Annotated in this window: 16 protein-coding genes, 5 tRNA genes, 1 other RNA gene and 1 pseudogene; 8 read left to right on the top strand and 15 right to left on the bottom strand. The window is 69.7% G+C overall.

What is annotated here, in order from left to right:
• Together FMQ63_RS32775 and dnaX are read right to left on the bottom strand one after the other, a co-directional pair.
• Positions 1-671, bottom strand: a pseudogene (locus FMQ63_RS32775) (hypothetical protein); the annotation flags it as partial.
• 82 nt (positions 672-753) lie between these two features.
• Complete coding sequence (dnaX, locus tag FMQ63_RS32770; protein WP_011552031.1) at positions 754-1,962, bottom strand: DNA polymerase III subunit gamma/tau; 1,209 nt, start codon at positions 1,960-1,962, stop codon at positions 754-756.
• Positions 1,963-2,119: 157 nt separating this feature from the next.
• On the opposite strand from dnaX, the gene FMQ63_RS32765 reads away from it, so the two are divergent.
• On the top strand, positions 2,120-3,577 hold the full coding sequence (locus FMQ63_RS32765) for a glycosyltransferase family 39 protein (protein ID WP_225909859.1): 1,458 nt from the start codon (positions 2,120-2,122) through the stop codon (positions 3,575-3,577).
• A 64-nt stretch (positions 3,578-3,641) separates the two neighbouring features.
• On the opposite strand, the gene ffs is transcribed toward FMQ63_RS32765, so the two are convergent.
• The 9 genes from ffs to FMQ63_RS32720 all read right to left on the bottom strand — a co-directional run bounded on the left by ffs (position 3,642) and on the right by FMQ63_RS32720 (position 11,174).
• Positions 3,642-3,734: signal recognition particle sRNA small type (gene ffs / locus FMQ63_RS32760), an RNA gene on the bottom strand.
• 30 nt (positions 3,735-3,764) lie between these two features.
• Positions 3,765-3,851, bottom strand: a tRNA-Ser gene (locus FMQ63_RS32755).
• A 12-nt stretch (positions 3,852-3,863) separates the two neighbouring features.
• Positions 3,864-3,950, bottom strand: a tRNA-Ser gene (locus FMQ63_RS32750).
• A gap of 5 nt (positions 3,951-3,955) precedes the next feature.
• Positions 3,956-4,420, bottom strand: a complete 465-nt coding sequence (gene tadA, locus FMQ63_RS32745) for a tRNA adenosine(34) deaminase TadA (RefSeq protein ID WP_011552033.1) — start codon at positions 4,418-4,420, stop codon at positions 3,956-3,958.
• 20 nt (positions 4,421-4,440) lie between these two features.
• Positions 4,441-4,517 (bottom strand) — tRNA-Arg (locus FMQ63_RS32740).
• Between the two features lie 29 nt (positions 4,518-4,546).
• Positions 4,547-4,636 (bottom strand) — tRNA-Ser (locus FMQ63_RS32735).
• A gap of 44 nt (positions 4,637-4,680) precedes the next feature.
• Positions 4,681-4,767 (bottom strand) — tRNA-Ser (locus FMQ63_RS32730).
• 93 nt (positions 4,768-4,860) lie between these two features.
• Positions 4,861-6,141 (bottom strand): serine--tRNA ligase, encoded by a 1,281-nt coding sequence (serS, locus tag FMQ63_RS32725; protein WP_011552034.1) that lies wholly within the window; start codon positions 6,139-6,141, stop codon positions 4,861-4,863.
• A 146-nt stretch (positions 6,142-6,287) separates the two neighbouring features.
• Positions 6,288-11,174, bottom strand: a complete 4,887-nt coding sequence (locus FMQ63_RS32720) for a tetratricopeptide repeat protein (protein ID WP_011552035.1) — start codon at positions 11,172-11,174, stop codon at positions 6,288-6,290.
• 206 nt (positions 11,175-11,380) lie between these two features.
• On the opposite strand from FMQ63_RS32720, the gene FMQ63_RS32715 reads away from it, so the two are divergent.
• From FMQ63_RS32715 to FMQ63_RS32695, 5 genes are all read left to right on the top strand, one after another.
• Positions 11,381-12,694 carry an NAD(P)/FAD-dependent oxidoreductase gene (locus FMQ63_RS32715; RefSeq protein WP_011552036.1) on the top strand — a complete coding sequence of 438 codons (1,314 nt, stop codon included), beginning with the start codon at positions 11,381-11,383 and terminating at the stop codon, positions 12,692-12,694.
• Between the two features lie 73 nt (positions 12,695-12,767).
• Positions 12,768-13,478, top strand: a complete 711-nt coding sequence (locus FMQ63_RS32710; RefSeq protein ID WP_011552037.1) for a glycosyltransferase family 2 protein — start codon at positions 12,768-12,770, stop codon at positions 13,476-13,478.
• Between the two features lie 17 nt (positions 13,479-13,495).
• The gene (locus FMQ63_RS32705; RefSeq protein WP_011552038.1) at positions 13,496-14,434 is read left to right on the top strand and encodes a polysaccharide deacetylase family protein; all 939 of its coding nucleotides are present in this window, start codon (positions 13,496-13,498) and stop codon (positions 14,432-14,434) included.
• A gap of 142 nt (positions 14,435-14,576) precedes the next feature.
• Positions 14,577-15,431, top strand: a complete 855-nt coding sequence (locus tag FMQ63_RS32700) for a lysophospholipid acyltransferase family protein (RefSeq protein ID WP_026114197.1) — start codon at positions 14,577-14,579, stop codon at positions 15,429-15,431.
• Between the two features lie 35 nt (positions 15,432-15,466).
• Positions 15,467-16,390: an SDR family oxidoreductase gene (locus tag FMQ63_RS32695; RefSeq protein ID WP_011552040.1), complete on the top strand. Its 924-nt coding sequence runs from the start codon at positions 15,467-15,469 to the stop codon at positions 16,388-16,390.
• A gap of 400 nt (positions 16,391-16,790) precedes the next feature.
• On the opposite strand, the gene FMQ63_RS38230 is transcribed toward FMQ63_RS32695, so the two are convergent.
• Positions 16,791-17,243, bottom strand: a complete 453-nt coding sequence (locus FMQ63_RS38230) for a hypothetical protein (protein ID WP_026114196.1) — start codon at positions 17,241-17,243, stop codon at positions 16,791-16,793.
• Positions 17,244-17,333: 90 nt separating this feature from the next.
• Here FMQ63_RS38230 and FMQ63_RS32690 point away from each other — a divergent pair, with 90 nt between their 5' ends.
• On the top strand, positions 17,334-21,056 hold the full coding sequence (locus tag FMQ63_RS32690; RefSeq protein ID WP_026114195.1) for a tetratricopeptide repeat protein: 3,723 nt from the start codon (positions 17,334-17,336) through the stop codon (positions 21,054-21,056).
• A gap of 1 nt (position 21,057) precedes the next feature.
• Positions 21,058-21,441 (top strand): hypothetical protein, encoded by a 384-nt coding sequence (locus FMQ63_RS32685; RefSeq protein WP_011552042.1) that lies wholly within the window; start codon positions 21,058-21,060, stop codon positions 21,439-21,441.
• 13 nt (positions 21,442-21,454) lie between these two features.
• On the opposite strand, the gene FMQ63_RS32680 is transcribed toward FMQ63_RS32685, so the two are convergent.
• The 3 genes from FMQ63_RS32680 to FMQ63_RS32670 form a co-directional block, all read right to left on the bottom strand.
• Positions 21,455-23,542, bottom strand: a complete 2,088-nt coding sequence (locus tag FMQ63_RS32680) for an ATP-dependent DNA helicase RecQ (RefSeq protein WP_020478545.1) — start codon at positions 23,540-23,542, stop codon at positions 21,455-21,457.
• A gap of 46 nt (positions 23,543-23,588) precedes the next feature.
• Positions 23,589-23,840: a DUF3006 domain-containing protein gene (locus tag FMQ63_RS32675; protein ID WP_011552044.1), complete on the bottom strand. Its 252-nt coding sequence runs from the start codon at positions 23,838-23,840 to the stop codon at positions 23,589-23,591.
• Positions 23,840-24,421: RadC family protein (locus tag FMQ63_RS32670; RefSeq protein ID WP_141276878.1), on the bottom strand; the 582-nt coding region annotated here is incomplete at its 5' end. The genes FMQ63_RS32675 and FMQ63_RS32670, both read right to left, overlap by 1 nt.

Raw genomic sequence — 24,421 nt, 5'->3', positions numbered from 1 at the left:
GGCTCGGACTCGTGCTGGATGACGAGCTCGGACGCAGGCGGCGGCGCGGCGGCGACTTCGGGGAGGCACTCGCCGGAGGCACAGCCTTCGGGGGAGTTCTCTTCGGGGTAGTAGCGCGCGTCCTCTTCCTCCGCGTAGGGCGGAGGTTCCGGCGGCGCGATGGGCTCGGGCCGGCGGATGTTGGTGACGCGGACCGATGGCGCGGGCTCGGTGGTGCGCGACAGCGGCGTGGCGCCCGCGGGAGGTACGGAGGGCGGGGGCGTAGGGGCCGTGGGCGCCTGGGCCGAGCCACCGTTGCGGAGGAATGAGAGCGGGCGCGCGGCGGAAGGTGACAGTCCCTCCATCACCGGGCCGGAGGGGACCATCTGCGTGGCCTGGTAGCCCTGAGGGGACGGGTTGGCGCCGCCGCTGTTGCGGAGGAACGACAGGGGGCGGCTCGCTGCCGGTGACAGGCCGTCCATGTGGGGCCCGGGCGGCGGCGGTTCGGCCGGACGCATGGCGCCGGGAGGTGCAAAACGAGGCGGCTCGTCCTGGCGCGTGGCTCCCATATGCGCGCTGCCTTGGAAGGGCTCATGCGGGCGAACCTCATCGGCGGCAGGCGTCGTGCGCGGTGGCTCGTCCTGGCGCATGGCCGCCAGCGGCGCTGGCGGCTCGTTGGCGCGCACAGGCATCTGCGCCACGGGCGCACCCCTCGCTTCCCACGGACGTGGGGTGGGGGCAGCCGCCTGCATCACGGAAGTGTCGAGTCGTGTCTCAGGCGCGAAAGTTCGTGGGACTGGAGCGACCTCCCGGCGCTCCAGCGTTCGACTTCGCGGAACCTTCACCCATCCCCGCCGCGAGCTTGTCCACGCGGGCAAGCAGCTCGGGAATCGAACCACCCGGCGACAACTGGATGGCCTTGAGCAGCGCCATCTCCAGGGCCAGCCGAGGCTGGGCCGCACGCGACACGTCCCAGATGCAGCCGTGCACCACGTCGAACAAGCGCGTGAGCTGCGCGGCCTCCGCGTCCTGCGCCAGCGCCATCAGCGCCTTCTGCTCGGACTCGGCCAGCTCGTCGGGCGCCTTGCCCAGCGTCTTGGTGACGAAGAGATGCCGCAGTTGGAAGGCCAGCTCCTCGGCCAGGCGCTTCAAGTCCAGGCCGCGGTTGAAGACTTCCTCCACCCGCTCCAACACCCGCTTCGCGTCCTTGTGGACGAGCGCATCGGCGAAGTCCTGCACCAACGTCCGGTCGATGGCGCCCAGCGCATCGGCCACTTCCTCGTCGGAGGGGGTGGCGCCGCACGAGGCGAGCACCTGGTCCAGGAGGCTCAGCGCATCGCGCATGCCGCCTTCGGACTGGCGCACGACCAGCGACAGCGAGCGGTCGGAGATACCAGCGCCCTCCGCCTTGCAGATTTCCTGGAGACGCTGAAGCATCCGGGCCGCCGGAATCCGCCGGAAGTTGTGGCGCTGGCACCGCGACAGGATGGTGTCCGGGAGCTTGTGCGCCTCGGTGGTCGCGAAGATGAACTTCACGTGCCCGGGCGGCTCCTCCAGCGTCTTGAGCAGCGCGTTGAACGCCGCTCCCGACAGCATGTGGACCTCGTCGATGATGTAGATTTTGTGCCGGTCCCGCTGGGGCAGGTACTTCGCGTTCTCGCGAATCTCGCGGACGTTCTCGACGCCGTTGTTGGAGGCACCGTCGATTTCCGCGACGTCCACGCTGGTGCCGGCGGCAATCTCCGTGCAAGCACGGCACTCGCCACAGGGCTGGGCGGTGGGGCCCTTCTCACAGTTGAGCGCCTTGGCGAGCAGCCGCGCGGCCGTCGTCTTGCCCACGCCACGAGGTCCACAGAACAGGTACGCGTGCGCGACCCGGTCTATCTTGATGGCGTTCGCGACCGTCCGGACGACGTGCTCCTGTCCGGTCATGTCGTCGAACTTCTGTGGGCGCCATTTGCGGGCGAGAACGAGGTAGCTCATGGGGGGCGTCATCTAAACACGGCGGCGTGAATGATCCATGTCGTTGCCCTCCCACGAGGTGGGATTCCACTCCCCGTCGGGCTCGGACCCAGGGCGGGCAGACGAACGCTTCACACCTTGCGTCCGGGAACGCGGGCGGGAAGAGTCGGTCGCGCCTGTGTCCGTCCCCCTCCCTGCCACGCCCGCTGATTCCATCCCGACACCCGAGCCCACGTCCCTGACGCCCGGGGCCACGCCCCAAGAGGCGCCGGTCCGGAACTGGATGCGCTGGGTGCTAGGGGCAGTGGCGCTGCTGCCTGGCCTCATCGCGGTGGTGCAGTTGGGCCGCATCCACCCGGATGAGGTGTACCAGTCGCTGGAGCCCGCCTGGTGGCGAGTCCACGGCTACGGCGTCCTGGCCTGGGAGTGGCATGACGGCCTCCGCAACTGGGCTGTGCCCGGCGTCCTGGCGGGCTTCCTCAAGCTGGCGGACCTGCTGGGCATCACCCATCCGCGGGCCTATCGCGTCGTGGTGGCCATTCCGCAGGTGGCCTTGCACGCCTGGAGTCTCTGGGCCGCGTACCGCTTCGCCCAGCGCCGAGCGGGGACCGCGGGTGGCCTGCTGTCGACGTTGCTCGTGGGGCTCTACGGCCCACTGCTCGTCTTCGCGGGGCGCACCATGGCCGAGTCGATTTCCGCCTCGCTGCTCATCGTCGCCGTGGAGGCGCTGGACCGGAGAGCGCAGCTCTCAAGGGCAGGACTCGTGGGTGGCATGGCCCTGGGGCTGGCGGTGGTGGCCCGTTACCCGTCGGCCATCTTCGTCCTGGCGGCGCTGGTGTGGTTGGCGGCGGCGAGGCGGTGGCGACTGCTCGCCTTCACGTGCGCTGGAGGACTGGGCGTGGCGGTGGCGCTCGGCGCGCTGGACTGGGCGACGTGGGGCTCGCCGTTCCACTCCTTTATCGCCTATGCCCGCTTCAACGTCTTTTCGGGCAAGGCCGCGGCTCAGTTCGGAGCTGACGCACCCAGCTTCTACGTGAAGCCGCTACTCACCGCCGTGCCGCTCTGGGCCTGGGCCGCCGTGCCCGTGGGAATCGCCGCGCTTCGCCAGCACCGCGCCCTGTCCCTGCCGCTGTGGTGCGCCGCCGTGTACACCGGCGTGCTCCTGGCCACCGCGCACAAGGAGGAGCGCTTCCTCTATCCCGGCCTGGTGCTGGGCGTGCTGGCCGCGGCGCCACCCGTGGCGGCGGGCCTCGTCCAGCTTGCTCGGCCAACCGGGCGGTGGGGCCTGGCCGGACTCGCGCTGGCCGCGAGCATGACCGCGGCCGCCTTCTTCCCTCCCGGGGACCTGCGGGCAGACCAGTTCCGCGCGATTGTCGCCGCCACCCGGGGCAATGCGCGGGGGCTGCTCATCGTCAATGAGGGCTTGTGGGGCTCGGGCGGCTACTTCTACCTGGGGAAGCGGATTCCCTGGCTCACCTGTGACTGGCCCCACGACGGCGCGTTCGAACGTGCGCTGCGGGACAGGACGTTCAACCGCGCCGTCACCTTCGAGGACCGCGCGCTCGCCGAGCTCCAGGCCGGCGGCTTCCAAATCGTCCGGAAGGTGGGCCGCGAGACGATTCTCTCCCGCGAGTAGGGAAGGGGAGCGGCCAGCCCGCAAAGGCGAAGAGCCGGTGTCCTTGACAGGACACCGGCTCTTCAAAAGGACGGCCGGGACACACGCGGAAGTACGCTACCGTTGCTTCCTTCCGGACCTGGCGGGGTTCACGCCCCCACGTTGTCCCGACCATAAAGAATGTAACCACGTACTGCAGAAACAACAACGGAGAGGGTGGGATTCGAACCCACGATACCCTTTCAGATATACACGCGTTCCAGGCGTGCGCCTTCAACCGCTCGGCCACCTCTCCAAAAATCTGGAGCGGAGAGCGTAGGATTCGAACCTACGATACCGTTACCGGTATGCCTGATTTCGAGTCAGGTGCCTTCGACCACTCGGCCAGCTCTCCAGTATTCAATTGTCACGTTTCTTCGCACGCAAGCGCCCGAAAAACGTCTTCAAAAGCAGGCGGCTCTCGTCCGCCAGGATACCACTCGTGACTTGGAGCCGGTGATTGTGTCGAGGCTCTTCGACCAGGTTGTACAGCGAACCCACCGCACCCGCTTTCGGATCGAAGGCACCGAAAACGAGTCGTGTCACGCGAGACTGCACCAGACCTCCGGCGCACATGGCACACGGCTCAAGTGTCACATACAGGGTGACGCCCGAGAGCCGCCAGGCACCGATCTTCCGGGCTGCGGCGTCCATTGCCAACATCTCTGCGTGAGCGAGCGGATTGCGGTCCACTTCGCGGCGATTGAATCCAGCGCCAACGACTTCACCGTTGAGCACCGCCACCGCACCTACGGGGACCTCTCCGAGTTCCGCTGCTTCCCGCGCGAGCGATAGCGCCTGCTGCATGAAAGCTTCGTCACTCATGGAGAACTGCTCGAAAGAAGTGGCGCTCCCTGGAGGATTCGAACCTCCGGCCTTCGGATTCGTAGTCCGACGCTCTATCCAGCTGAGCTAAGGGAGCATTTCTTCCGGCGCTGCTACAACAACAAGTGGCGGAGAGAGAGGGATTCGAACCCTCGATACCCTTTCGAGTATGCAGGTTTAGCAAACCTGTGCCTTCAGCCTCTCGGCCATCTCTCCAACTCTTCTCTGTCAAAGAGCCAACAAATTCAAGAACAAAAACTCGGAGGCGGTAGGATTCGAACCTACGGAGAGCTTGCACCCTCTGCGGTTTTCAAGACCGCTGCCTTCAACCGCTCGGCCACGCCTCCATACCACCGGGGCCGACTTGGCACCCCGCGGACCGACGTCCGTGGGGCCGCCCTTCTACCTGATTCTTCGCGCGTTGCAAGCCGGATTCAGACTCAAATCGGTTTCAGTTCCTTCAAGCCGCCCATGTACGGCACCAACGCCTCCGGAATGGCCACGCTTCCGTCCTCGCGCTGGTAGTTCTCCAGGATGGCGATGGTCGTCCGGCCTACCGCCAGGCCGCTGCCGTTGAGCGTGTGGGCGAGCTGGGGCTTGTCCCCCCTCTGGGCCCGGTAGCGAATCTTCGCCCGGCGGGCCTGGAAGTCGCCGCAGTCAGAGCAGGACGAAATCTCCCGGTAGCTGTTCTGTCCGGGGAGCCAGACCTCGATGTCGTACGTCTTCCGGGCGGCGAAGCCCATGTCTCCGGTGCACAGGAGCATGACGCGGTGGTGGATGCCCAGGCGGCGGAGGATGTCGCAGGCGTCGTCCGTCATGGCCTCGAGTTCGTCCAGGCTCTTCTCCTGGTGGGCGAACTTCACCAGCTCCACCTTGTGGAACTGGTGCTGACGGATGAGGCCGCGGGTGTCCTTGCCGGCGGCGCCCGCCTCGGCCCGGAAGCTGGGGCTGAAGGCGCAGTAGCGGATGGGCAGGGACTCGCCCTCGAGGATTTCGTCCGCGTGGTAGTTGGTGACGGGCACTTCCGCGGTGGGGATGAGGAAGCGCTCCGGCTCGCCCAACGTCTTGAAGGCGTCGTCCTCGAACTTGGGGAGCTGACCGGTGCCCATCATCGTCTCGCGCAGCACCAAGTAGGGCGGGAGCAGCTCCGTGTAGCCCTTGCTGGTGTGCACGTCGATCATGAAGGTGACGAGCGCCCGCTCCAGCCGGGCCAGTGCGCCCTTGTAGAAGGTGAAGCGGCTGCCAGACACCTTGGCGGCGCGCTCGAAGTCGAGCATGCCCAGCTTCTCACCCAGCTCGAAGTGCTGCTTGGGGGCGAAGAGCAGGTCGGGCTTCTGTCCCCAGATGCTCACCTGGACGTTGTCCTCGGCGCCGCCGCCCTCGGGGACGGACTCATGGGGCACGTTGGGGATGAGCAGGAGGATGCGGTTGAGCTCCTCCTCCACGTCCTTGAGGCGCGCTTCCTTCTCCTTGATTTCCTGGGAGACGGCGCGGAGGTCACCGCGGAGCGCGTCGAGCGCCTTCGGGTCCTCCTTCGCCTTGCGCTTCATCTCCTCGTTGGCGGCATTGCGGCGCGCGGCCAGCGACTCCACGGAGACATACAGCTCGCGGCGCTCGGCGAAGAGCCGCTGGAAGGGGCCCAAATCCAGGTTGCCGCCCCGCGTCTTGAGCCGGGCGACCACCGCATCGAAGTTCTGCGCAACGTTCCGGAGGTCCAGCATGGAGCACGCCTTGTAGTCACCCCCGGTGAGGCCAGCAAGGTTCCTCACGTCTGGGGTGCTCAAGGCCGGACGCCGCACCCCCCTCCGCCCTGACTCCGTGGGGGAGGGGAGGCGCCGGGCGCGGAGACGTCCGGCGGACGACGACCTCAGTTCTGCAGGTCGTAGATTTCGTCCTCGATGTCCTTCCTGTCGGTCGCGTCAGGCTTGCGGGAGAGGTAGTCCTTGAAGGCCTGCACGGCCTCCCGGCGCTTGTTGCGCTCCTTATAGGCGAAGCCCAGGTAGTAGTAGGCCATGGGGTTCTCCGAATCGAGGCTGGTGGCCTTGCGGTACCAGTCGATGGCCTTGGCGTGCTGGGCCTGCTCGGTGAAGGCGCGGGCCACCTTGTAATAGACGTAGGTGAGCTTGGGGTCCGCCTTCAGGGCCGACTGGTACCGCTTGATGGCGTCGTTCCAGCGCGCGGCGGCGAAGTACGCATCACCGATGGAGCCCAGCACCCGCGTGCGGCGGGGGTCGGCCTTGAGGCTGGCCTCGAACGAGGCGATGGCCTCGTCGAACTGGCCGCCCTCCAGCAGCGCATGACCGAGCGCCTCGTGGGCGTCCGCGTGGGAGCCATCCAGCTCCACCGTCTTGCGCCATGCGCTCATGGCGTCCGGCAGGTTCTTCGCGTCCCGCAGGATGACGCCGTAGGCGTAGTGGTAGTCGGGGCGGTTGGGGGCCCGCTCCACGGCCTTGCGCATGTTGTCCAGCGCCTGGGTGAACTCCAGCCGCCTCGCCTTCACCAGCGCCAGGTAATAGAGCGCCTCGTGGTTGGAGGGCTCGTTGCTCAGCGCGAGGCCCAGGTTGCTCTCCGCGCCCGGCAAATCGCCTCGCTCCAGCAGCACGGCGCCCAGCGTAATCGGGATGGTGGTGGAGCGCGGGTCCTCCGCCTTGGCCTTCTCCAGCTCCGCCACGGCTTCTTCCAACTGCCCCAGACGCCACAGCACGAGCCCGCGCTGCAGCCGGCCGTCCTTCAACAGGTGCGGGTCCAGCTCCAGGGCGCGGTTGGCCTCCGCCTTCGCCGTCTCCAGGTCGTCCGTCAGCAGGGCCACGCGGGACAGGCCCAGGTGGGCGTCCGCCAGGATGGGGTCGAGCTTCACGGAGCGCTCGAATTCCTGCTGGGCCAGCAGCGTGTTGTTCTCCGCCAGGGCCAGCTCGCCGAGGCCCGCGCGCACGCCCGCGTTCTCCGGTGCCTTCTTCGCCGCCTCCTCGAGTTGAGGCCGCGCCTCCGCGTTGCGGCGCTGGGCCAGGTAGAAGCGGCCCAGGTAGAGGCGGGCCTCGACCAGGGTGTCGTCCGCGGCGATGGCGCGCTTGTAGTGGCCCTCCGTGTCGGAGAGGTTGTCGAGCGCGTCCTCGATGCGTCCGTAGAGGTAGGCGATGCGCGCCTCGTTGGGGAACACGCCGTTGGCCTTCTTCACGGCCTCCAGCGCGTCCTGCATCTTCCCGGTCATCACCAGCGCGGTGATGTGGCCGTCCGCGAACTCCAGGTTGTTGGGCTCCTCGGTCGCCAGCGCCTTGTAGATGGGCAGAGCGCCCTCGAAGTTGCGCTGGGCGCGCAGCACCCGCGCCAGCTGGCCCCGGAGGAAGGTGGACTTCGCGTCCATTTCCAGGGCGGCCTTGAGCTCGGCCTCAGCCTCCTTCGGCTGGTGCTTCTGGAACATCGCCACGCCCTTGAGGCCGCGGGCGCGCGCCAGCTCCGCGGGGCCCAGCGCGGACTGGACGTCCTCGGCCAGCGCCCGCTCAACGGCCTCCGTGCCCTTCGCCACGTCCTTGCGTACCAGCAGCTCCACCGCGGCCAGTTCCACCGCGGAGGCCACGTGCTTCGGGTCCGCTTCCAGGGCCGCGGCATAGGCGGCGGCGGCTTCGTCGGCGCGGTCGGCGGCCTGGTGCAGGTTGCCCACGGCGTGGTGGGCCTTGGCGGACTTCGGGTTCTTCGCCAGCACCTTGTTCAGCGTGTCCAGGGCGCGCTTCTCGTCGCGCTTCTGCGAGTAGGCCTCGGCCAGCAGGAAGGCCAGCTCCACGTCGCCCTGGGTATCCTCGCGGCCGTAGGCGCCGCTCAGGGTGGGGATGACTGAGTCCGCCTGCCGGGAGGTGAGCGCGATCGCCGCGGACGCCTTGATGACGTCCACGTCCTTCTCTCCCAGGAACTCGATGTCCGCCATGTCCTGACGGCAGCGGCTCATCTCGTTCGGATTGCCCGCGGCGTAGCGGCGCTGGAGGTAGTAGACGGACTGGCACCACAGCGAGCGCACCTCCGGGTACTCCTTCTGAGCGAGCACCTTGGCGCTGAGCTCGCGGGCCTGCTTGTAGCTGGCGAAGGTGTCCGTGAGCAGCGCCTGCTTCGCGTCCGCCACCTGCTTCGCCTCGGCCGAGCCGTCGGAGAGGCGGGCGGGGAAGAGGGCACGGCGGCCGAAGGCACCGTAGCGCGTGCCGAACTCCGTGCCCGCGCCGATGCCCGCCACCACCACGGCGACGCCCGCGGCAATCATCAGCGGGACGCGCTTCTTCCACTTCTCCGTGTTGCCGCTGCGGTCCACCACGGACACCGCGGCCATGCGGCCTTCATAGAGCTGCTCCAGCCGCTTCATGTTGGCCTGCGGGCTGGCGCCGTCCACGCGGGGCGCGTCGACGACGGCCGCAGCGGGCGCCGCGGTGGGCGTCACCAGCTTGGCGGGGCCTTCCATGAGCCGCTGGATGGCGGCGGCGAAGGTGGGCACCGTGCCGATGGCGGACCAGGTCTCCGAGTCCAGCGACACATCCTCGTTCCCGAGGAGCTGCCCGTCCTCGAGCATCTTGACGATGACGCCCTCGTCGAACGGGCCGAACACCTTGCCCGAGCGCCGGCGGACGTGGAAACGGCGCACCTTGGCGCCCGCCTGGGCGCCGCCGTCCTTGCCCGCGGCGTCGTCGATGAAGGACAGCATCTCCAGGCCGTCCGCGGGGCCCGCGTTGGGCGGCGGCGGCAGCGGGTCGGAGAGGTCCGCTTCCAGGTCGTCATCCGGCCGTGCGGTGGGGTCGAACTCGAGCGAGTCCGGGATGCCGGGCGAGGAAGGCGCGCCGAAGTCCACGTCACCGAAGTCCACGGCCGGGTTGACGGCGACGGCTGGCGCGGGGGCCGGGGGCTCCGAGAAGTCGATGGCGAACGGGTCCGCACCCGGCGCTGGCGCGGAGCCGAAATCGGCGGCGAAAGGAGCCGCCGCGAGGGCGGGGGCCGGTGGGGCGCTGAAGTCGACGGCGAAGGGGTCCGCACCGGGCGCGGGCGGCTCGTTGAAGTCGAACGACAGGTCCGGTGCGGCGGGGGCCGGCAGGTCCGCGAACTCCAGGGCCTGGGGCGCGGCGGGCGCGGGCAGGTCGGAGAAGTCCGCTCCCGGAGGGGGCAGCGCGAACGGATCGGCGTTCGCAGGGACGGGCAGTTCGGCGAAGTCGAAGGACGGCGCTCCCGCGGCGGGCGGAGGCATCGCGTAGGGCGAGGCCTCGGGCGCGGACGGCATCGCGTACGCGTCCGGCGCGAAGGCGTCCGTCTGGGACGCCATGTCTGGCGGCGGCAGGGCGAACGGGTCGTCCACCGGGGCGGCCGACTGCGCGTAGGCCTCCGGGGGCGGCAGGGCAAAGGGGTCTGCCTGGGGCGGCAGGCCCTGGGCGGCACCGCTGGAGGATTCGATGTCGAAGGCGAACGCGTCCTCGGCGGGCGGAGCCTCGACGGGAACGGGCAGGGCGTCATCGGCGAAATCGAAGTCCCTGGCGGTGCCCGCGGGCGCGTTCACGCCGTAGCCCTGTGCGGCGTCCTCGACGGGGGCTTCGACGGTCTCGAAGTCGAAGTCGCGCGCCGTTCCCGCGGGTTCATTCACGCCGTAGCCCGACGCCGGAGCGGAGGGCGGCTCGCGGTAGGCGTCGCTCGGCAGTGGAATGGAGACGACGCGCGTCACCTCGCGGGTGTCCCGGACCGGCTCGCCAAAGTCGTCGCCGAACGCGTCCATGCCGGACGGGCCATCTGCCTGCGGCATGGCCGCGGCGGCCTCCGCGGGCGAGCTCATGTCGAAGGCGAACGGGTCGGCTTCCGGCAACGGGATGGCGGCGGCCTGTTCGGGCTCGCTCATGTCGAAGCCGAACGGGTCGGCTTCGGGAGCGCTTCCCGGTAGCGGGACGCTGGCGGCCTGTTCGGGCTCGCTCATGTCGAAGGCGAACGGGTCGGCTTCCGGCAACGGGATGGCGGCGGCCTGTGCGGGCTCGCCCATGTCGAAGGCGAACGGGTCGGCTTCGGGAGCGCTTCCCGGCAACGGGATGGCGGCGGCCTGTGCGGGCTCGCCCATGTCGAAGGCGAACGGATCGGCCTCCGGGGCGCCTCCCGGCAGGGGAATGGCGGCGGGCTGAGGCGCGGCCGCGCCGGGAAGGGGAATCGCGGCGGCGTGGGGCGCGGCGCTGAACGCCTCAGGAGCGCCCGGCAGCGGAATGGCTCTCGCGGGCGCGGCGCCTGGCAACGGAATGGCGGCGGCGTGGGCCGGCGCGGCACCCGGCAGCGGGATGGCGCCCGTGGACGCGGGAGCGCCAGGGAGCGGAATCGCGGCGGAGTGGGTCGGTGCGGCGCCCGGCAGCGGGATGGCACCCGTGGACGCGGGGGCGCCAGGGAGCGGAATGGCTGCGGGCTGCGCGGACACGGCGCCGGGCAACGGAATGGCGGCGGGCTGCGCGGACGCGGCGCCGGGCAACGGAATGGCTGCGGGCTGCGCGGACGCGGCACCGGGCAACGGGATGGCGGCGGCTTGCGCGGACGCGGCACCGGGCAGCGGGATGGCGGCGGCCTGAGGCGCGGCGGACGCAGCACCCGGCAGAGGAATGGCGGGCTCGGCGGGAGCAGGCGCCGCGGGCGCGCTCACTGCATCGAGCTTGATGGGGAAGGTGGTCTGGCACCGGGCGCACTTGAGCTTCGCGCCGCCCGGCGGGATCCGCTTGTCATCGATGTTGTAGTTCGTCTGGCAAGACGGGCAGGAGACTTTCATGGGATTCCGAGCTCGCGAGAGGGGGACCGAGCGCCTTCGCGGTGCGCGCAGGCTACCAGAGGCGTTTCCAGCCCGGAAAGAACGCGCACGAGTAGGTTGAAGCGCACCCTCCCGGGCAAGCGGGCGAGGGCCCCCGCCTTCCACCGGTCAGCACTCCACGTTCGATTCGCCGTTCCCGGAGTGGAAGGTGGTAGACCCGCCCCTCAATGGAACCCATTGTCATCCTGGGCGCGGGCCTCGCGGGCCTCTCCACCGCCCACTTCCTGAACAAGCCCTGGCGCCTCATCGAGAAGTCCGACCGTGTCGGCGGCCTCATCAAGACCGAGGTCATCCAGGGGTGTTATTTTGACCCCACCGGTCACTGGCTCCACCTGCGCGACCCGGAAATCCAGGCCCTGGTGAACACGCTGTGGCTGCCGGAGCAGATGGTCCGCATCCAGCGCAAGGCCGGCATCTTCACGCGCGGGGTGTTCACCCGCTTCCCGTACCAGGTGAACACCCACGGTCTGCCGCCGGAGGTGGTGGCGGAGAACCTCACCGGCTACGTGGAGGCCGTCTACGGTGAGAAGGGCCGCGAGCTGCGCGAGCGCGAGCCGCGCAACTTCGAGGAGTTCATCCTCCGCTACATGGGCGAGGGCTTCGCGAAGAACTTCATGGTGCCCTACAACCAGAAGCTGTGGACGGTGCACCCGCGTGAGATGTCCGCCGCCTGGGTGGGCCGCTTCGTGCCCCGTCCCAACCTCAAGGAAGTGGTGGACGGCGCGCTGGGCGCTGGCAGCGACGCGGTCGGCTACAACGCGTCGTTCCTGTACCCGCGAGAGGGCGGCATCGAGAGCCTCGCCCGCGCCATGCTGAGCCACCTGAAGGGCGGCCAGCTCAGCACCCATACCGAGCCCACCGCCATTGATTGGAAGGCCCGGAAGGTGACGCTGTCCGACGGGAGCGTGCAGCCCTATGCGGGGCTGGTGTCCAGCATCTCCCTGCCCGGGTTGGTGAAGCTGCTCGCCAAGGGCGAGGCCGGCGTGCCCGACGCGGTGCAGGACGCGGCGAAGCAGCTGCGCGCCACCACCGTCACCTATGTGGCCGTGGGCGCCAAGGGGGCCAACCGCCAGCCCTGGCATTGGATCTACCTGCCGGAGCCGGAGTTCCACACGTACCGCATCGGCTCGCCCTCCGCGGTGTACGCGCCGCTGGCGCCGCCGGACACGTCCACCTTCTACGTGGAGTACAGCCACCACGGCGAGCTGTCCCTGGCCGCGGCGGAGAAGTACGCGGTGGAGGACCTGGTGCGCTCGCAGATGATTCACGCCGCGGACGACGTGCTCTTCGCCCAGGCGCGCGAGATTCCCCACGCCTACGTGCTCTACGACGACGCCTACGGTCCGGCGAAGTCGGAGATTCTGCGCTTCCTGGAGCATACCGGAATCCAGATTGCCGGCCGCTATGGGCAGTGGGAGTACTCCTCCATGGAAGACGCCATCCTCGCCGGGCGTGCGTGCGCGAGGATACTCAACGGTTGACATCCCCATCGCCCACCCGTCGCATTGTGTCGACGGGTGGCTTGGGGCGTGTTAGCCATCTCTGTTCGAGTTCATGGCCCCGCACCTCACCGTCGTCATCCCTGTCTACAACGAGGAGTCCATCATCGCCTCGGCGGCGGAGGAGTTGCGCCAGGGGCTGGACGCGCGCGGGCTCGACTACGAAATCATCTTCGCGGAGAACGGCTCGCGCGACGCCACGCCGGCCATCCTCGAAGAGCTGTGCGCGAGCAACCCGCGCCTGCGCTGGTTCCACTCGGAGACGCCCAACTACGGCGTGGCGCTCAAGGCCGGCATCCTCAAGGCCCGGGGCACCTACGTCATCTGTGATGAAATCGACCTGTGCGACCTGACCTTCTACGACGCGGCGCTGCCGCGGCTGGAGCGGGGCGAGGCGGACATGGTGGTGGGCTCCAAGGCGGCCAAGGGCGCCAGTGACCAGCGCCCGCTGATTCGCCGCGCGGCCACGCGGGTGCACAACAAGCTGCTGAAGGTGGCGCTGGGCTTCCAGGGCACGGACACGCACGGCCTGAAGGCGTTCCGCCGAGAGGCGCTGCTGCCCGTCATCCAGAAGTGCGTGGTGGACATGGATGTGTTCGCCAGCGAGTTCGTCATCCGCGCGTGGCGCGAGGGCTTGCGGGTGATGGAGATTCCCATCCAGCTCCACGAGAAGCGCCAGCCCTCCATCCACCTGTTCAAGCGCGTGCCCAACGTGCTCAAGAACGTGGGCAAGCTATTCTACGTCATCCGCGTCCGCGGGACCTGAGCCGGGGAGGGCGCACCGTGCGGCTGGCGTCCATCTCCGTCGACCTCGACTCGCTGCCCCATTACTGCCGCATCCACGGCCTGCCGGAGTCGTTGCTGGACGCACGCGCCCGCTCGCTGGTGCACGCGGTGGCGGTGCCACGCTTCCGGGAGCTGCTGGACGGGCTGGGCATCACGGGGACCTTCTTCGTCATCGGTGAGGACCTGGAGTCCGACCCGGTCGCCGTGGCGGGCATGCGCGCGTCCCACGAGGCGGGCATCGAGGTGGCCAGCCACAGCCACGCCCATGACTACGCGCTGACGCGCCGGGGCCCCGAGGCCATCCACGCGGACCTGTCCCGCGCGGACGCCGCCATTCTCGCGGCCACGGGTGTGCGGCCGGAGGGGTTCCGCGCGCCGGGCTACACGCTGAACGCGGACCTGTACGAGGCCACCGCGGCGCTGGGCTACCGGTATGGCTCCTCGGCCTTCCCCGCCGTGCCGTATTACTCCGCGAAGGCGGCGGTGATGGGGGCCCTGTCGGTGCTGGGGCGTCCGTCCCGCTCCGTGCTGGACACGCCCCGCGTGCTGCTGGCGCCTCGGGTGCCGTACCGGCCCGACCCGGCGCAGCCCTACCGGCGGGGCTCGGGCACCGTGCTGGAGTTGCCCATGACGGTGACGCCCGCGCTGCGCTTCCCCCTCATCGGCACCTTCGCCACCACGCTGCCCCGCGCGTCCCTGCACGCGCTGTGGCGCACGTGCCGGCGGGACACCTTCTTCAACTTCGAACTGCACGGCGTGGACGTGCTGGACGCGTCGGACGGGATTCCCCCGGAGCTGGTGCGGCAGCAGCGGGATTTGCGCGTCAGCGCCACCCAGAAGATGGCGCGCCTGCGCGAGGTGTTCGGCTGGCTGAAGTCGGAGCGCGAGGTCCTCACGCTGCGCGACGTCGCCGGGCGGCTGTCGGCCTCGGTGTAAGGCGTTCCCACGAGGGGACCTGTCCGCCAGCGTACGTCCCCGCCGTGCCTGGGTGTCCGTGGGGCACGCTTGCCATGCCAGGGCGAGGGCTTCCGCCGACGGACCCTCCCGGCGGCGGGGCCGGTGGTGTAAAGAGCCCCCCATGCTGGAGAACGTCACCGACCGAGTGAAGAAGGGCCTGCGCGAGTGGACGGACCGGCTGGCCAACACCGAACAGAAGCAGCGGCTCCACGGCCTGTCGCGCCCGGGTAACGAGTACGGGGTGGACCCGTTCGGCTTCGATCTGGACTACAGCCTGTCCGCGGTGGCCCCGCTCCTGTGGCTCTACCGGAACTACTTCCGCGTGGAGACGTTTGGCATCGAGAACGTGCCCGCCGGCCGGGTGCTGCTGGTGTCCAACCACTCCGGCCAACTGCCCATGGACGGCGCCATGATTGGCGTGGCGATGATGCTGGATGCCAGCCCGTCCCGCGTCATCCGCAGCATGGTGGAGAAGTGGGTGTCGTCGCTCCCATACGTGTCCACCTTCATGGCCCGCGTGGGGCAGATTGTTGGCACGCCGGAGAACTGCCGGCGGCTGCTGGAGTCGGAGGAGGCCATCCTCGTCTTCCCCGAGGGCACGCGCGGCATCAACAAGCTGTGGCCCCAGCGTTACCAGCTCCAGGAGTTCGGCCTGGGCTTCATGCGCCTGGCGCTGGAGACGAACACGCCCATCGTTCCCGTGGCCGTCATTGGCGCGGAGGAGCAGGCTCCGGCGCTGATGGACCTCAAGCCGGTGGCGAAGCTTCTGGGCTTCCCGTCCTTCCCCATCACCCCCACGGGCCTGCCCATTCCCCTGCCCACGAAGTACCGCATCTACTTCGGGGAGCCGCTGCACTTCTCCGGGCGCCCGGACGACGAGGACAGTGAGCTGGACAAGAAGGTCCGCACCGTGAAGGCGTCCATCCAATCCATGCTCCACCAGGGCCTCAAGGAGCGTCAGGGCGTGTTCTGGTGAGCGCCAGACGCGGCGGTGCTAAAGAGGGGAGTTCCATGAAACCGGCCGTCGTCGTCACGGGCATCAGCGGCAACCTCGGCCGCACCCTCGCGAAGCTGCTGCACAAGCACGAGCGCATCATCGGCATCGACCGGCGGCCCTTCGCGGGACGTCCGAAGGACGTCGAGATGTATGAGCTCGACCTCCGCAAGAAGAAGGCGGAGGACGTCTTCCGGAAGAACGAAATCCGCGCCGTCATCCACATGGGCATCATGCATGACCCCCGGATGAGCGAGGAGGAGCACCACTCCTTCAACGTCGTGGGCACCACGCGCCTGTTGGAGTACTGCGCGAAGTACGGCGTGAAGAAGGTCGTCGTCCTGTCCTCGGCCAACGTCTATGGGCCCAGTCCGGACAACTCCAACTTCCTCACGGAAGACGCGCCGCTCATGGCCGCCAGCCGCTTCTCCGGCGTGCGTGACCTCATCGAAGTGGACATGCTGGCGCACAGCTTCTTCTGGAAGCACCCGCACATCGAGACGGTCATCCTCCGGCCCGTCCACATCGTCGGGCCGACCATCAAGAACGCGCCGTCCAACTACCTGCGCATGCGCCGACCCTGGATGATGGCGGGCTTCGACCCCATGGTGCAGCTCATCCATGTGGAGGACGTCGCGCGCGCCATGGTGGAGGCGCTCCGCCCCGAGCCCAAGGGCGTCTACAACGTCGTGGGCCCCGGCGAGGTGCCCCTGTCCGCGGTGATGCGCGAGCTGGGCAATACCCCCATCCCCGTGCCGCACCCCGTGGCCCGCCCGCTGCTGGGCATGCTCTTCAAGTACCGGCTGGCCAACTTCCCGCCGCCGGAGTTGGACCACATCCAGTTCCTGTGCGCGGTGGACGGCAGCCGCTGGGTGAAGGACGTGGCCTGGAAGCCGCGCCACTCCATGCGCGACACCATCCGCTCCGTCCAGGGCGACTAGCTGCTGGAAAGTCCGAGGCCCCCTGACACTGTTGTCAGGCCCAGCGTGACGTCTGGCCCAGGGGCCCCTGACAGACATGTCAGAGGCCTACCCCGGGGGCAGGGCGGCGTCAGGCGGCCAGTCGTTGCAACCCCTTGAATCTCCAGCCATTCGCCAGCGCCCGCTCCAAGCGCGGTGCTTGGCACTCCCGTTGCTCTAGTGGCTGCCCGTCACGGCGCGGCGACATGGGCCCGGCAACGGTGTCGCCCCGTCAAACTGTAGGGCACTCCATGGGGGAGTTCCCGACGCCCTCCGTCTCGGCCGGCCCCGGGACGGTGGGCGGTTTCTTGTAGGGCGCTCCATAGGGGAGCTCCCGACGCCCACCGCCTCGGCCGGCCCCGAGACGGTGGGCGGTTTCTTTTCAGGGGGATGGGGGCTGCTCGGGGCTGGTGCTCGGGCTCGGCAGCTCGCCCTCGAAGGGGCCGTCGTCCTGGCTCTCCAGGAGCCACGTCCCGTCCCGGAAGACGAACTCCGAGGTGACGACGGCGGTGCGCTCGGAGGCCGAGGGCAGGCGCATCCACTGGATGCGGCTCTGCACCGTGGCCCGGTGCCCGTCATCGGACAGCTTCACGTCCTCGATTTCGTAGTCCGTGATGGACAGGTCCTTGTCGTCGTTGAGCGTCAGGCGCGCCTTCTGGAAGTCCTTGCGCCGCTCGGGGACGAGGATGTGGGAAGCGCTCCGGAAGTCCTTCCACCGGAGGGCCTGGTGGAAGCGCTCCACGGTGGGCTTGAGTGCTTCCAGATTGGATTTCTTGGACGTGGTTGCGCACGCCCCGAGGACGAGCGCGAGGAGCAGGGCAGGCAGGCGATTCACGGTGGGGAGGGTACCACCCGGCAGCAGCGTCGGACGAGAGAGCGGTGGTATGGTCCGGCTCCCCGCCCGAGCACCGGAGTCGCGAGCGCAATGGCCAAGTCGATGGTGGAGCGTTACGAGCAGCTCCTCCGGCAGGACCCCACCTCTTCCGTTTTCGTCGAACTCGCCAAGGCCCTGCTGGAAAAGGGGGATGCCGCGCGTGCCATCGAGGTCTGCGGGCAAGGCATTTCCCACCACCCAGCATCCGTCGTCGGGCGCGTGCTGTGGGGCAAAGCCCTCATCAAGCAGGGGCGGCCCGCGGAGGCGATGGACCAGTTCGAGCAGGCCATCTCCATCGAGAAGGACAACCCCTACGCCTACAACCTGATTGGCGAGGTGCTGCTCCAGCACCGGTTGTACCGGTCCGCGCTCCCCATTCTTCGCAAGGCCCTGGCGCTGCAGCCGAACGATGGCCGCGTGAAGCAGTGGCTGGAGCAGACAGAGCAGGCGTTCGCGGGTGGCCCGGCTCCTGTGTTCGCGAACCTGATGGGGCTGGAGAAGCCCTCGTCGGATGAGGACGCGTCGTCGGAGGAGGCGTCGAAGGACGAGGCTTCGAGCCCCACGGTGGCGCCCATGGCCGCTGCCCGGCTGCGCGCCGCCGCGCTGGGTGACGCGGCGAAGCTGAAGCCCGCGAGCGCCGGTGCGGCGCCGGAGGGAGACGCCAAGGTTGCGGCGCGCGCGGATGTGGCATCCGAAGCCTCCGCGAAGGACGCGGGGCAGGGGCGCACGAACGCGGACGCGGACGGGAACGCTCGGGCGGGCACGGACATTGGCGCGGCGGAGCAGGGCGGGGCGGTGGTCCCTTCAGGTGACGCGGCTCCGGACGGTGCTGATGGGGGCCGTGACGCGAGCGCCTCGCTGGGCCTGTTGAACCGGCCGGTGCCGGTGTCGTCCGTCCTGGGAGCGGAGCTTCCGAGCCTGGACCTGGGGCTGGGTGATGACGATGGCGCCCCTCCGCGTGGCGAGGACGAAGCGGCTTCCGAGGCCCAAGCGCCCTCGGAGGACTCCGCGCTCGAGCAGCGCGCTGACGCAGAGCAGGACTCCGGCGCTGTCGCGGACCCGCCGACGCAGCAGGTGTCCATCGCGGAGGAGCCCGCCGCGGCCTCGGAGCCCGAGGCGAGCGGTGACGTGGATGAACCGCAGGCCGGGGCCGCTCCGGCCGAGGACGCCGGGGCCTCTGGCGCGGGCGGTCTCCTGGGCGACCTTCCTCCTCCCGCGTCGGCGGCGCCGAGGCCCGTCGTGGCGAGCACGCCCGCGACGCCGCGAGGCTCCGGGGGCAAGCGCTCCTTGCTGGAGGACATCCCGGACGCGGCGCCCGCACCCGCGGCCACCGCCGCGAAGGCCACTGCGCGCAAGCCGGACACCGAAGCGCTCACCGCCGAGTACGAGAAGGAGCTGCGGGCGAAGCTGGCGCGTGAGGCGGCGAAGACGTCGTTCATCGCCCGGCATGGCGTGAAGGTCGCTGGGGCCGTGGTCGGCGTGGTGGTGCTGGCCATCGTCGTCTTCAGCTTCGTCAACATCCGCGCGCGCCAGGGCGGACAGACGCTGAGCGAGACGCTGGCCCGGGCCGAGGACCTCATCATCCAGGACACTGGGGCCTCGCTGGATGCCGCGCTGGCGCAGCTCGAGAATGCGCGCGACATGGACGAAAGCAGCAGCCGGGCCTGGGCGCTGACGGCCTGGGCGCACGCGCTGCGCTACGTGGACCATGGGCAGGCTTCCGAGGACCGACGCCAGGCGCTGGAAGCACTGGAGCGGCCGGGCGTGAAGGACGCGGCCCCCGCGCAGGTGCTGGTCACCAACGTGCTGGTGGCGGACGAGCGCGGACGTGCCCTGGCGCGGAGCGCGCTGCTGGGCTCGCAGCAGGACAGCACCGAGGTCCATGCGCTCGCCGGCAGCCTGCTGCTGGAGGCGAAGGACGAGAAGCAGGCGCTCGAACGCTTTGACCGCGCGCTTCGTGCCTCGGGCGCCAACGTCCGCGCGCTGGTGGCCCTGGGGGATTACTACAAGGCTTCCGAGGACTTTCCGCAGGCCATCGAGATGTACGAGCGCGCGCGCAAGAAATCCCCCGAGCACCCCTCGGCCCGCATCGGCCAGGCGGAGGCTCGGCTCGCACTGTACCAGGACCTGGAGGCCGCGCTGACGGACGTGGCGCGGCTCGCGGAGGACCCGAAGCTTCCTTCGTCGCTGAAGGCGCGCCAGCAACTGGTGCATGGCGAGCTGCTGTCCGCGCAGGGCAAGCATTCCGAGGCCCGCGCGCTGCTCTCCAAGGGGACCCAGGGCCCCCTGGCCTTCGAGTTCCAACTCGCGCTCGGCGCCGCCAGTCGTGCGGCCGGGACGCTGGATGCGGCGCAGGCCGCCTACGAGGCCGCGCTCAAGCTTCGGCCCAAGAGCGAAGAGGCCCGCGAAGGGCTGGGCCGCGCGCTGCTGGACCGCGACCGGGAGCGCGACGTCCTCACCCACCTGGAGGCCGACGGGGGCCGCAAGGTGGCCCTGGTGCGTGGCGCCGCGTATGCGCGCCTGGGAGACTGGAAGAAGGCCCGTGCGGAGCTGGCGCGCACGCGTGTGAATGACCGGTATCCCCCGGAGGCCGTCTCCTGGCTGGCCCTGGCGGACGCCGCCGAGGGCAACGGCGCCCAGGCGCGGGAGCTGCTGGAGAAGGCCCTGCACGCGGCGAAGCGGCCTCGCAACGACATGCGGCTGGCGCTGGGGCAGCTCTACTGGCGCGAGCGGGCCTACGACAAGGCGCAGGCCCTGTTCGAGGAGGCCCAGAAGGACCCGCGTGACTATGAGGCCGCGTGCTCGCTGGGGCGGTTGATGTTGTCGCGTGGGCTGCCGGACATGGCCCTCAAGCCGCTGACGCAGGCGGTGGAGCGCAACGGCGCGCATGGCGAGGCCCGTGACGCGCTGGGGCGCACGCTGCTGGCCCTGGGGCGGACGCAGGACGCGCTCAAGCAGTTCGAGGCGTGGCAGTTGGAGAACCCGGGGAGCGCGGCCGCGCACAAGGGCTTCGCACTGGCGCTGTTCCACTCTGGCCGCCGCAAGGACGCGGAGGGCGCGGTGCAACGCTCGGTGAAGCTGGCGTCGGATGATGCCGAAGCGCACAAGCTTCGCGCGGCCATCCTCTTCGGCGCGGGAGACGCGCGGGGCGGCTTCTCCGCACTGGAGCGCGCCAACAAGCTGGACCCGAAGGACGCGGGCACGTTCTGTGAGATTGCCCTCGCCTTCATGCGCCAGGGCAACAGCGGCAACGCGGAGGCGGCCTTCGCCGCGGCCCGACGGGAAGGGCCCGATGACACCTGCGGCCGGGTGGGAGAGCTGTACGCGCAGTTGCCGGGTGGTGGGCGTGGCGCCGCTCGGACGCTCGAGGACCTGGCGGCCAGGGCACCGACTGTCTGGGACAAGGCCTTCGCTCGGGCCACCATGGCGCGCGCGCTGCTGGGGGCGGGGGCCGTGAAGGATGCCCGTACCGCGGCGGACGAGGCCGTGCGTCTGGCGCCTTTCGATGGGCGCGCCCAGCTTGCACTGGGAATGGTGGCGCTCAGGCAGAAGCAGGAGGACGTGGCCCGGGCCGCGTTGGAGAAGGCCGTGGAGCTGGAGCCTGCGGACGGCCTGGCGCGTCTTGCGCTCGCGGATGCGTTGGTGCGCGAGCCCGGTGCACTGCCGCGAGCCGTGGAGTCCTACGAGGCGTTCCTGAAGCTGGCCGGTGGCTCGAATGAGGCCGCGCGGGTGAAGAAGGCCCTGCCCAGCCTGAAGAAGAAGGCGGCGAGGTAGCGTGAGGTATTTCTCCTCCCGGACGGATTCCCCACTGCTGCACATCATGTGGGGCAATGCGTTCCTGCTGTCGCTCATCTACCTGCTGCTGGGGCTCGGGGTGGAGATTGCCCTGCGCTACTTCCCCTCGCGATTCCTCCAGCGGCTGTCGCTGTCGCTGGACTCGCTGCCGGCACGGGCCCTGGAGCTGACGGGGGCCATGGAGCCCTTGCGCGCGGCCTACTTCTCCGGCCGCATCTCCGAGATGGGCGTGCGCGTCGTGTTCGGCGTCACCACCATGGTCGTGATTTTCCTGCTCGCGATGGTGGTGGGCACGTTGATGGGCGGCGTCCGAACGCTGCTGGCGCGCCGGGCCCTGCGCGAGGGCGGACGTCGGCACCCCTGAGGAGGCCGCGGCTTCAGCTCCGGCGACGAATCGTGGGCTTGCGCGCGCGCACCGCGGCGTCTGGTACGGCTTGGGGCTCGTGGCCCGCGGCGCGCGCCATCAGGCAGATTTCCACCACCTTGGGGCCAAAGCGCTCCCAGCGGCTCTCCCCGGTGCCCTTCACCGCGAGGAAGCCCTCCCGGTCCACCGGTAGCGCCGCGGACAGGCCCAGCAGCGTGGCGTCGTTGAAGATGATGAAGGGGGCAACGCCCAGGTCCTTCGCCAGCTCCTTGCGCCAGCGCCGTAGCTCCGTGGAGGCCAGCTCGCTGTAGTTCGTCACCACCGGCGCCGCCGCGGAGCTCGTGCCTCGGGCGCGAGACGCGGCCGGCCCGTGGGCCAGCAGCGTGGGCATCTTCTCCGGCGCGCACACGTCGCAGTTGCCGCACGACGTGTGGGTGTCGCGTTGGCCGAAGTAGCGGAGGATGGCCGAGCGCCGGCACTTCTTGTCCCGGTCCGTATAGGCGTACTCGGTCATCCGGCGCAGCAGCGCCAGGTTCTGCCGCTCCTGCTCCCGCACGCGGCTCAGGTCGAGCCCCAGCTCGCGGAAGGGCACCCGCTCCAGCGCGCGAATGGAGCGGCCGGCGAAGGGGCGCCGTACCTTGGCCACGTGGGCCTTCTCCAACAAGCCCAGCGCGTGGCGGACCTCGTCCACCGACAGACCGATGCGGCGCGCGAGGATGGGCAGCTCCGTGGTGACCTGCCGGCCCACGGGGAATGTCTCCAGCAAGGACTTGAGCAGCCGCTGTGCGTCCGGCGAGTGCGGCTGCGCCGAGGCGGCCTTCTCCAGCAGGGTGATGCCGTGCTCGCCCTCGCCTCGGCCACCGCGCTCCACCTTTCCCTCGCGTTCGAGGATGCGCAGCGCCGCGGAGACCTCGAACTCGCTGGCGTTCACCGTGCCCGCGAGCGCGTGCACGCCTCTCTCGAATTCCTCCACCGACTGGAGCACGTTCCACACGTCCCCGAAGATGGCCTCGGCCGGGTGGCTGCTCTGGATGAGCCGCTCCTGGGTGAAGACATCCGAGTGGTTGAAGAGGAGCACCGCGCGCGCGGCCTGTCCGTCGCGGCCCGCGCGGCCAATCTCCTGGTAGTACGCCTCCACCGCCCGCGGGATGTTGGCGTGGCCGACGAAGCGGATGTCCGGCTTGTCGATGCCCATGCCGAAGGCGTTGGTGGCCACCGCCACCGCTTCCTTCGCGGACATGAAGGTGTCCTGGGCGCGGCGACGGGCGTCATCGTCCATGCCCGCGTGGTACAGCACCGCCTTCACTCCGCGCCCATGCAGTTCGGAGAAGATGCCCTCTGCCGCGCGCCGCGTGGAGCAGTACACGATGCCGCTCCCGCCCGCGGACGCCAGTCGTGCGCAGGCCTCGTGCCGGTCCGCGTCGCCGCCCACCTCCTGCTTGCCCAGGAAGAGGTTGGGGCGGTCGAAGCCCATGGCGAATTCCTGCGGGTCCTTCATCAGCAGCACACGCACGATGTCCGCGCGGACCTCCGGCGTGGCCGTGGCGGTGAGCGCCACCGTGCGCGGCGGACGCAGCCGCTTTCGCACCTGTCCGAGCAGCGCGTAGTCCGGCCTGAAGTCGTGCCCCCACTGGGAGATGCAGTGCGCTTCGTCCACGGCGAGCAGGTCCACGCCCAGCGCGGACACCGTCTCCAGGAAGCTCTGGCTGCGGAAGCGCTCGGGCGCCACGTAGAGCAGCTTGTACTCATGCGCGCGCAGCTTGCGCATCCGCTCCGCGCGCTCCAGGTCGGACAGCGATGAGTTGATGAAGGTCGCCGGGATGCCGCGCGCGGTGAGCTGCTCCACCTGGTCCTTCATCAGGGCAATCAGCGGCGACACCACCAGTGTCAGCCCCGGCAGCAGCGTGGCGGGCAACTGGTAACACAGGCTCTTGCCCGCGCCGGTGGGCATCACCACCACCGTGTTGCGGCCGCTCAAGACGGAGGAGATGACCTGGTCCTGCCCCGGCCGGAACTGGGACAGGCCGAAGTGGCGGACCAGCCCCTGCTGTGCTTCCTCGAGGTAGGGCAGGGCCACCGGCATCGCGCGCATGTTCATCATCCTGGTCCAGCCGTCAACGGAAACGAGGCCGCCGCGCGGCCTCCACTCACAGGTCGAGCCCTGGTGGAACCGGAACAGCCAGCCGCGTTCGCATCCGCGCGACGTCCTGCCGCCGCGCCTCCGTTTGCCCTGGCTCCAGCCGGCCATCCACCACGACGTCACCCTCGCGCGCGCCCTTGGGCAGCGACGCGCGCTCCACCGTGCATGCCTGTCCGGTGTCCAGCCGCACCACTTGCGCCCGGACGTCCTCCAGCAGCTCCACCTGCACCGCTCCCCACAGCCCCACCATGCTCACCATCATCCGCCGCCTCCATTCGCGCTCCACGCCCGCCGTTTCTCCTGTGCTTCGTCCGGCATCAGCCCGCGTTCCAGCATCGACACGTAGCCGCCGTCTCCCATCACCACGTGGTCCAGCACCTTGATGTTGAGCAGTTGCGCCCCCGCGACCAGATGCCGCGTCAGGCCCAGGTCCTGGACGCTGGGCTCCGGGTCTCCCGAAGGGTGGTTGTGTGCCAGCACGATGGACGTGGCGCGCGAGGTGAGCGCCGCGGCGAACACCTCCCGCGGGTCCACCGGGCAGGTGTTCATGGTGCCCTCCGCCACGCGTGCGTCATGCACCAGCACGTTGCGCGCGTTGAAGCACAAGACGTGGAACACCTCGCGCCGCAGCGCCCCCAGCACCGGTGCCAGGTACGCCGCAATCTCCTTCGGCGTGCGCAGCCTGGGCCTGCGCTCCCGGGCACGCTGCGAGCGGCGGCCCAGCTCCAGCGCGGCCAGTGCCTGCGCCGCCCGGACAGGCCCCACGCCGGGCCGCAGACTCAGCGCCAGGGGCTCCTGCTGCACCAGTCCCTTCAGCCCACCGCCCTCCGACAGCAGGGC

This window comes from Myxococcus sp. CA005 (assembly GCF_006518205.1).
In the GTDB taxonomy this organism is placed as follows: Bacteria; Myxococcota; Myxococcia; order Myxococcales; family Myxococcaceae; genus Myxococcus; species Myxococcus xanthus.
Note: the sequence above shows the minus strand (reverse complement) of the source record. Positions and strands in the feature narration are given on the sequence as shown.

What these genes read in the sequence shown, in the direction of transcription:
- dnaX (WP_011552031.1), bottom strand. Translation starts at nt 1,962, where the DNA reads ATGAGCTACCTCGTTCTCGCCCGCAAATGGCGCCCACAGAAGTTCGAC.
- tadA (WP_011552033.1), bottom strand. Translation starts at nt 4,420, where the DNA reads ATGAGTGACGAAGCTTTCATGCAGCAGGCGCTATCGCTCGCGCGGGAA.
- serS (WP_011552034.1), bottom strand. Translation starts at nt 6,141, where the DNA reads ATGCTGGACCTCCGGAACGTTGCGCAGAACTTCGATGCGGTGGTCGCC.
- FMQ63_RS32720 (WP_011552035.1), bottom strand. Translation starts at nt 11,174, where the DNA reads ATGAAAGTCTCCTGCCCGTCTTGCCAGACGAACTACAACATCGATGAC.
- FMQ63_RS32715 (WP_011552036.1), top strand. Translation starts at nt 11,381, where the DNA reads ATGGAACCCATTGTCATCCTGGGCGCGGGCCTCGCGGGCCTCTCCACC.
- FMQ63_RS32710 (WP_011552037.1), top strand. Translation starts at nt 12,768, where the DNA reads ATGGCCCCGCACCTCACCGTCGTCATCCCTGTCTACAACGAGGAGTCC.
- FMQ63_RS32700 (WP_026114197.1), top strand. Translation starts at nt 14,577, where the DNA reads ATGCTGGAGAACGTCACCGACCGAGTGAAGAAGGGCCTGCGCGAGTGG.
- FMQ63_RS32695 (WP_011552040.1), top strand. Translation starts at nt 15,467, where the DNA reads ATGAAACCGGCCGTCGTCGTCACGGGCATCAGCGGCAACCTCGGCCGC.
- FMQ63_RS32690 (WP_026114195.1), top strand. Translation starts at nt 17,334, where the DNA reads ATGGCCAAGTCGATGGTGGAGCGTTACGAGCAGCTCCTCCGGCAGGAC.
- FMQ63_RS32680 (WP_020478545.1), bottom strand. Translation starts at nt 23,542, where the DNA reads ATGATGAACATGCGCGCGATGCCGGTGGCCCTGCCCTACCTCGAGGAA.
- FMQ63_RS32675 (WP_011552044.1), bottom strand. Translation starts at nt 23,840, where the DNA reads ATGGTGAGCATGGTGGGGCTGTGGGGAGCGGTGCAGGTGGAGCTGCTG.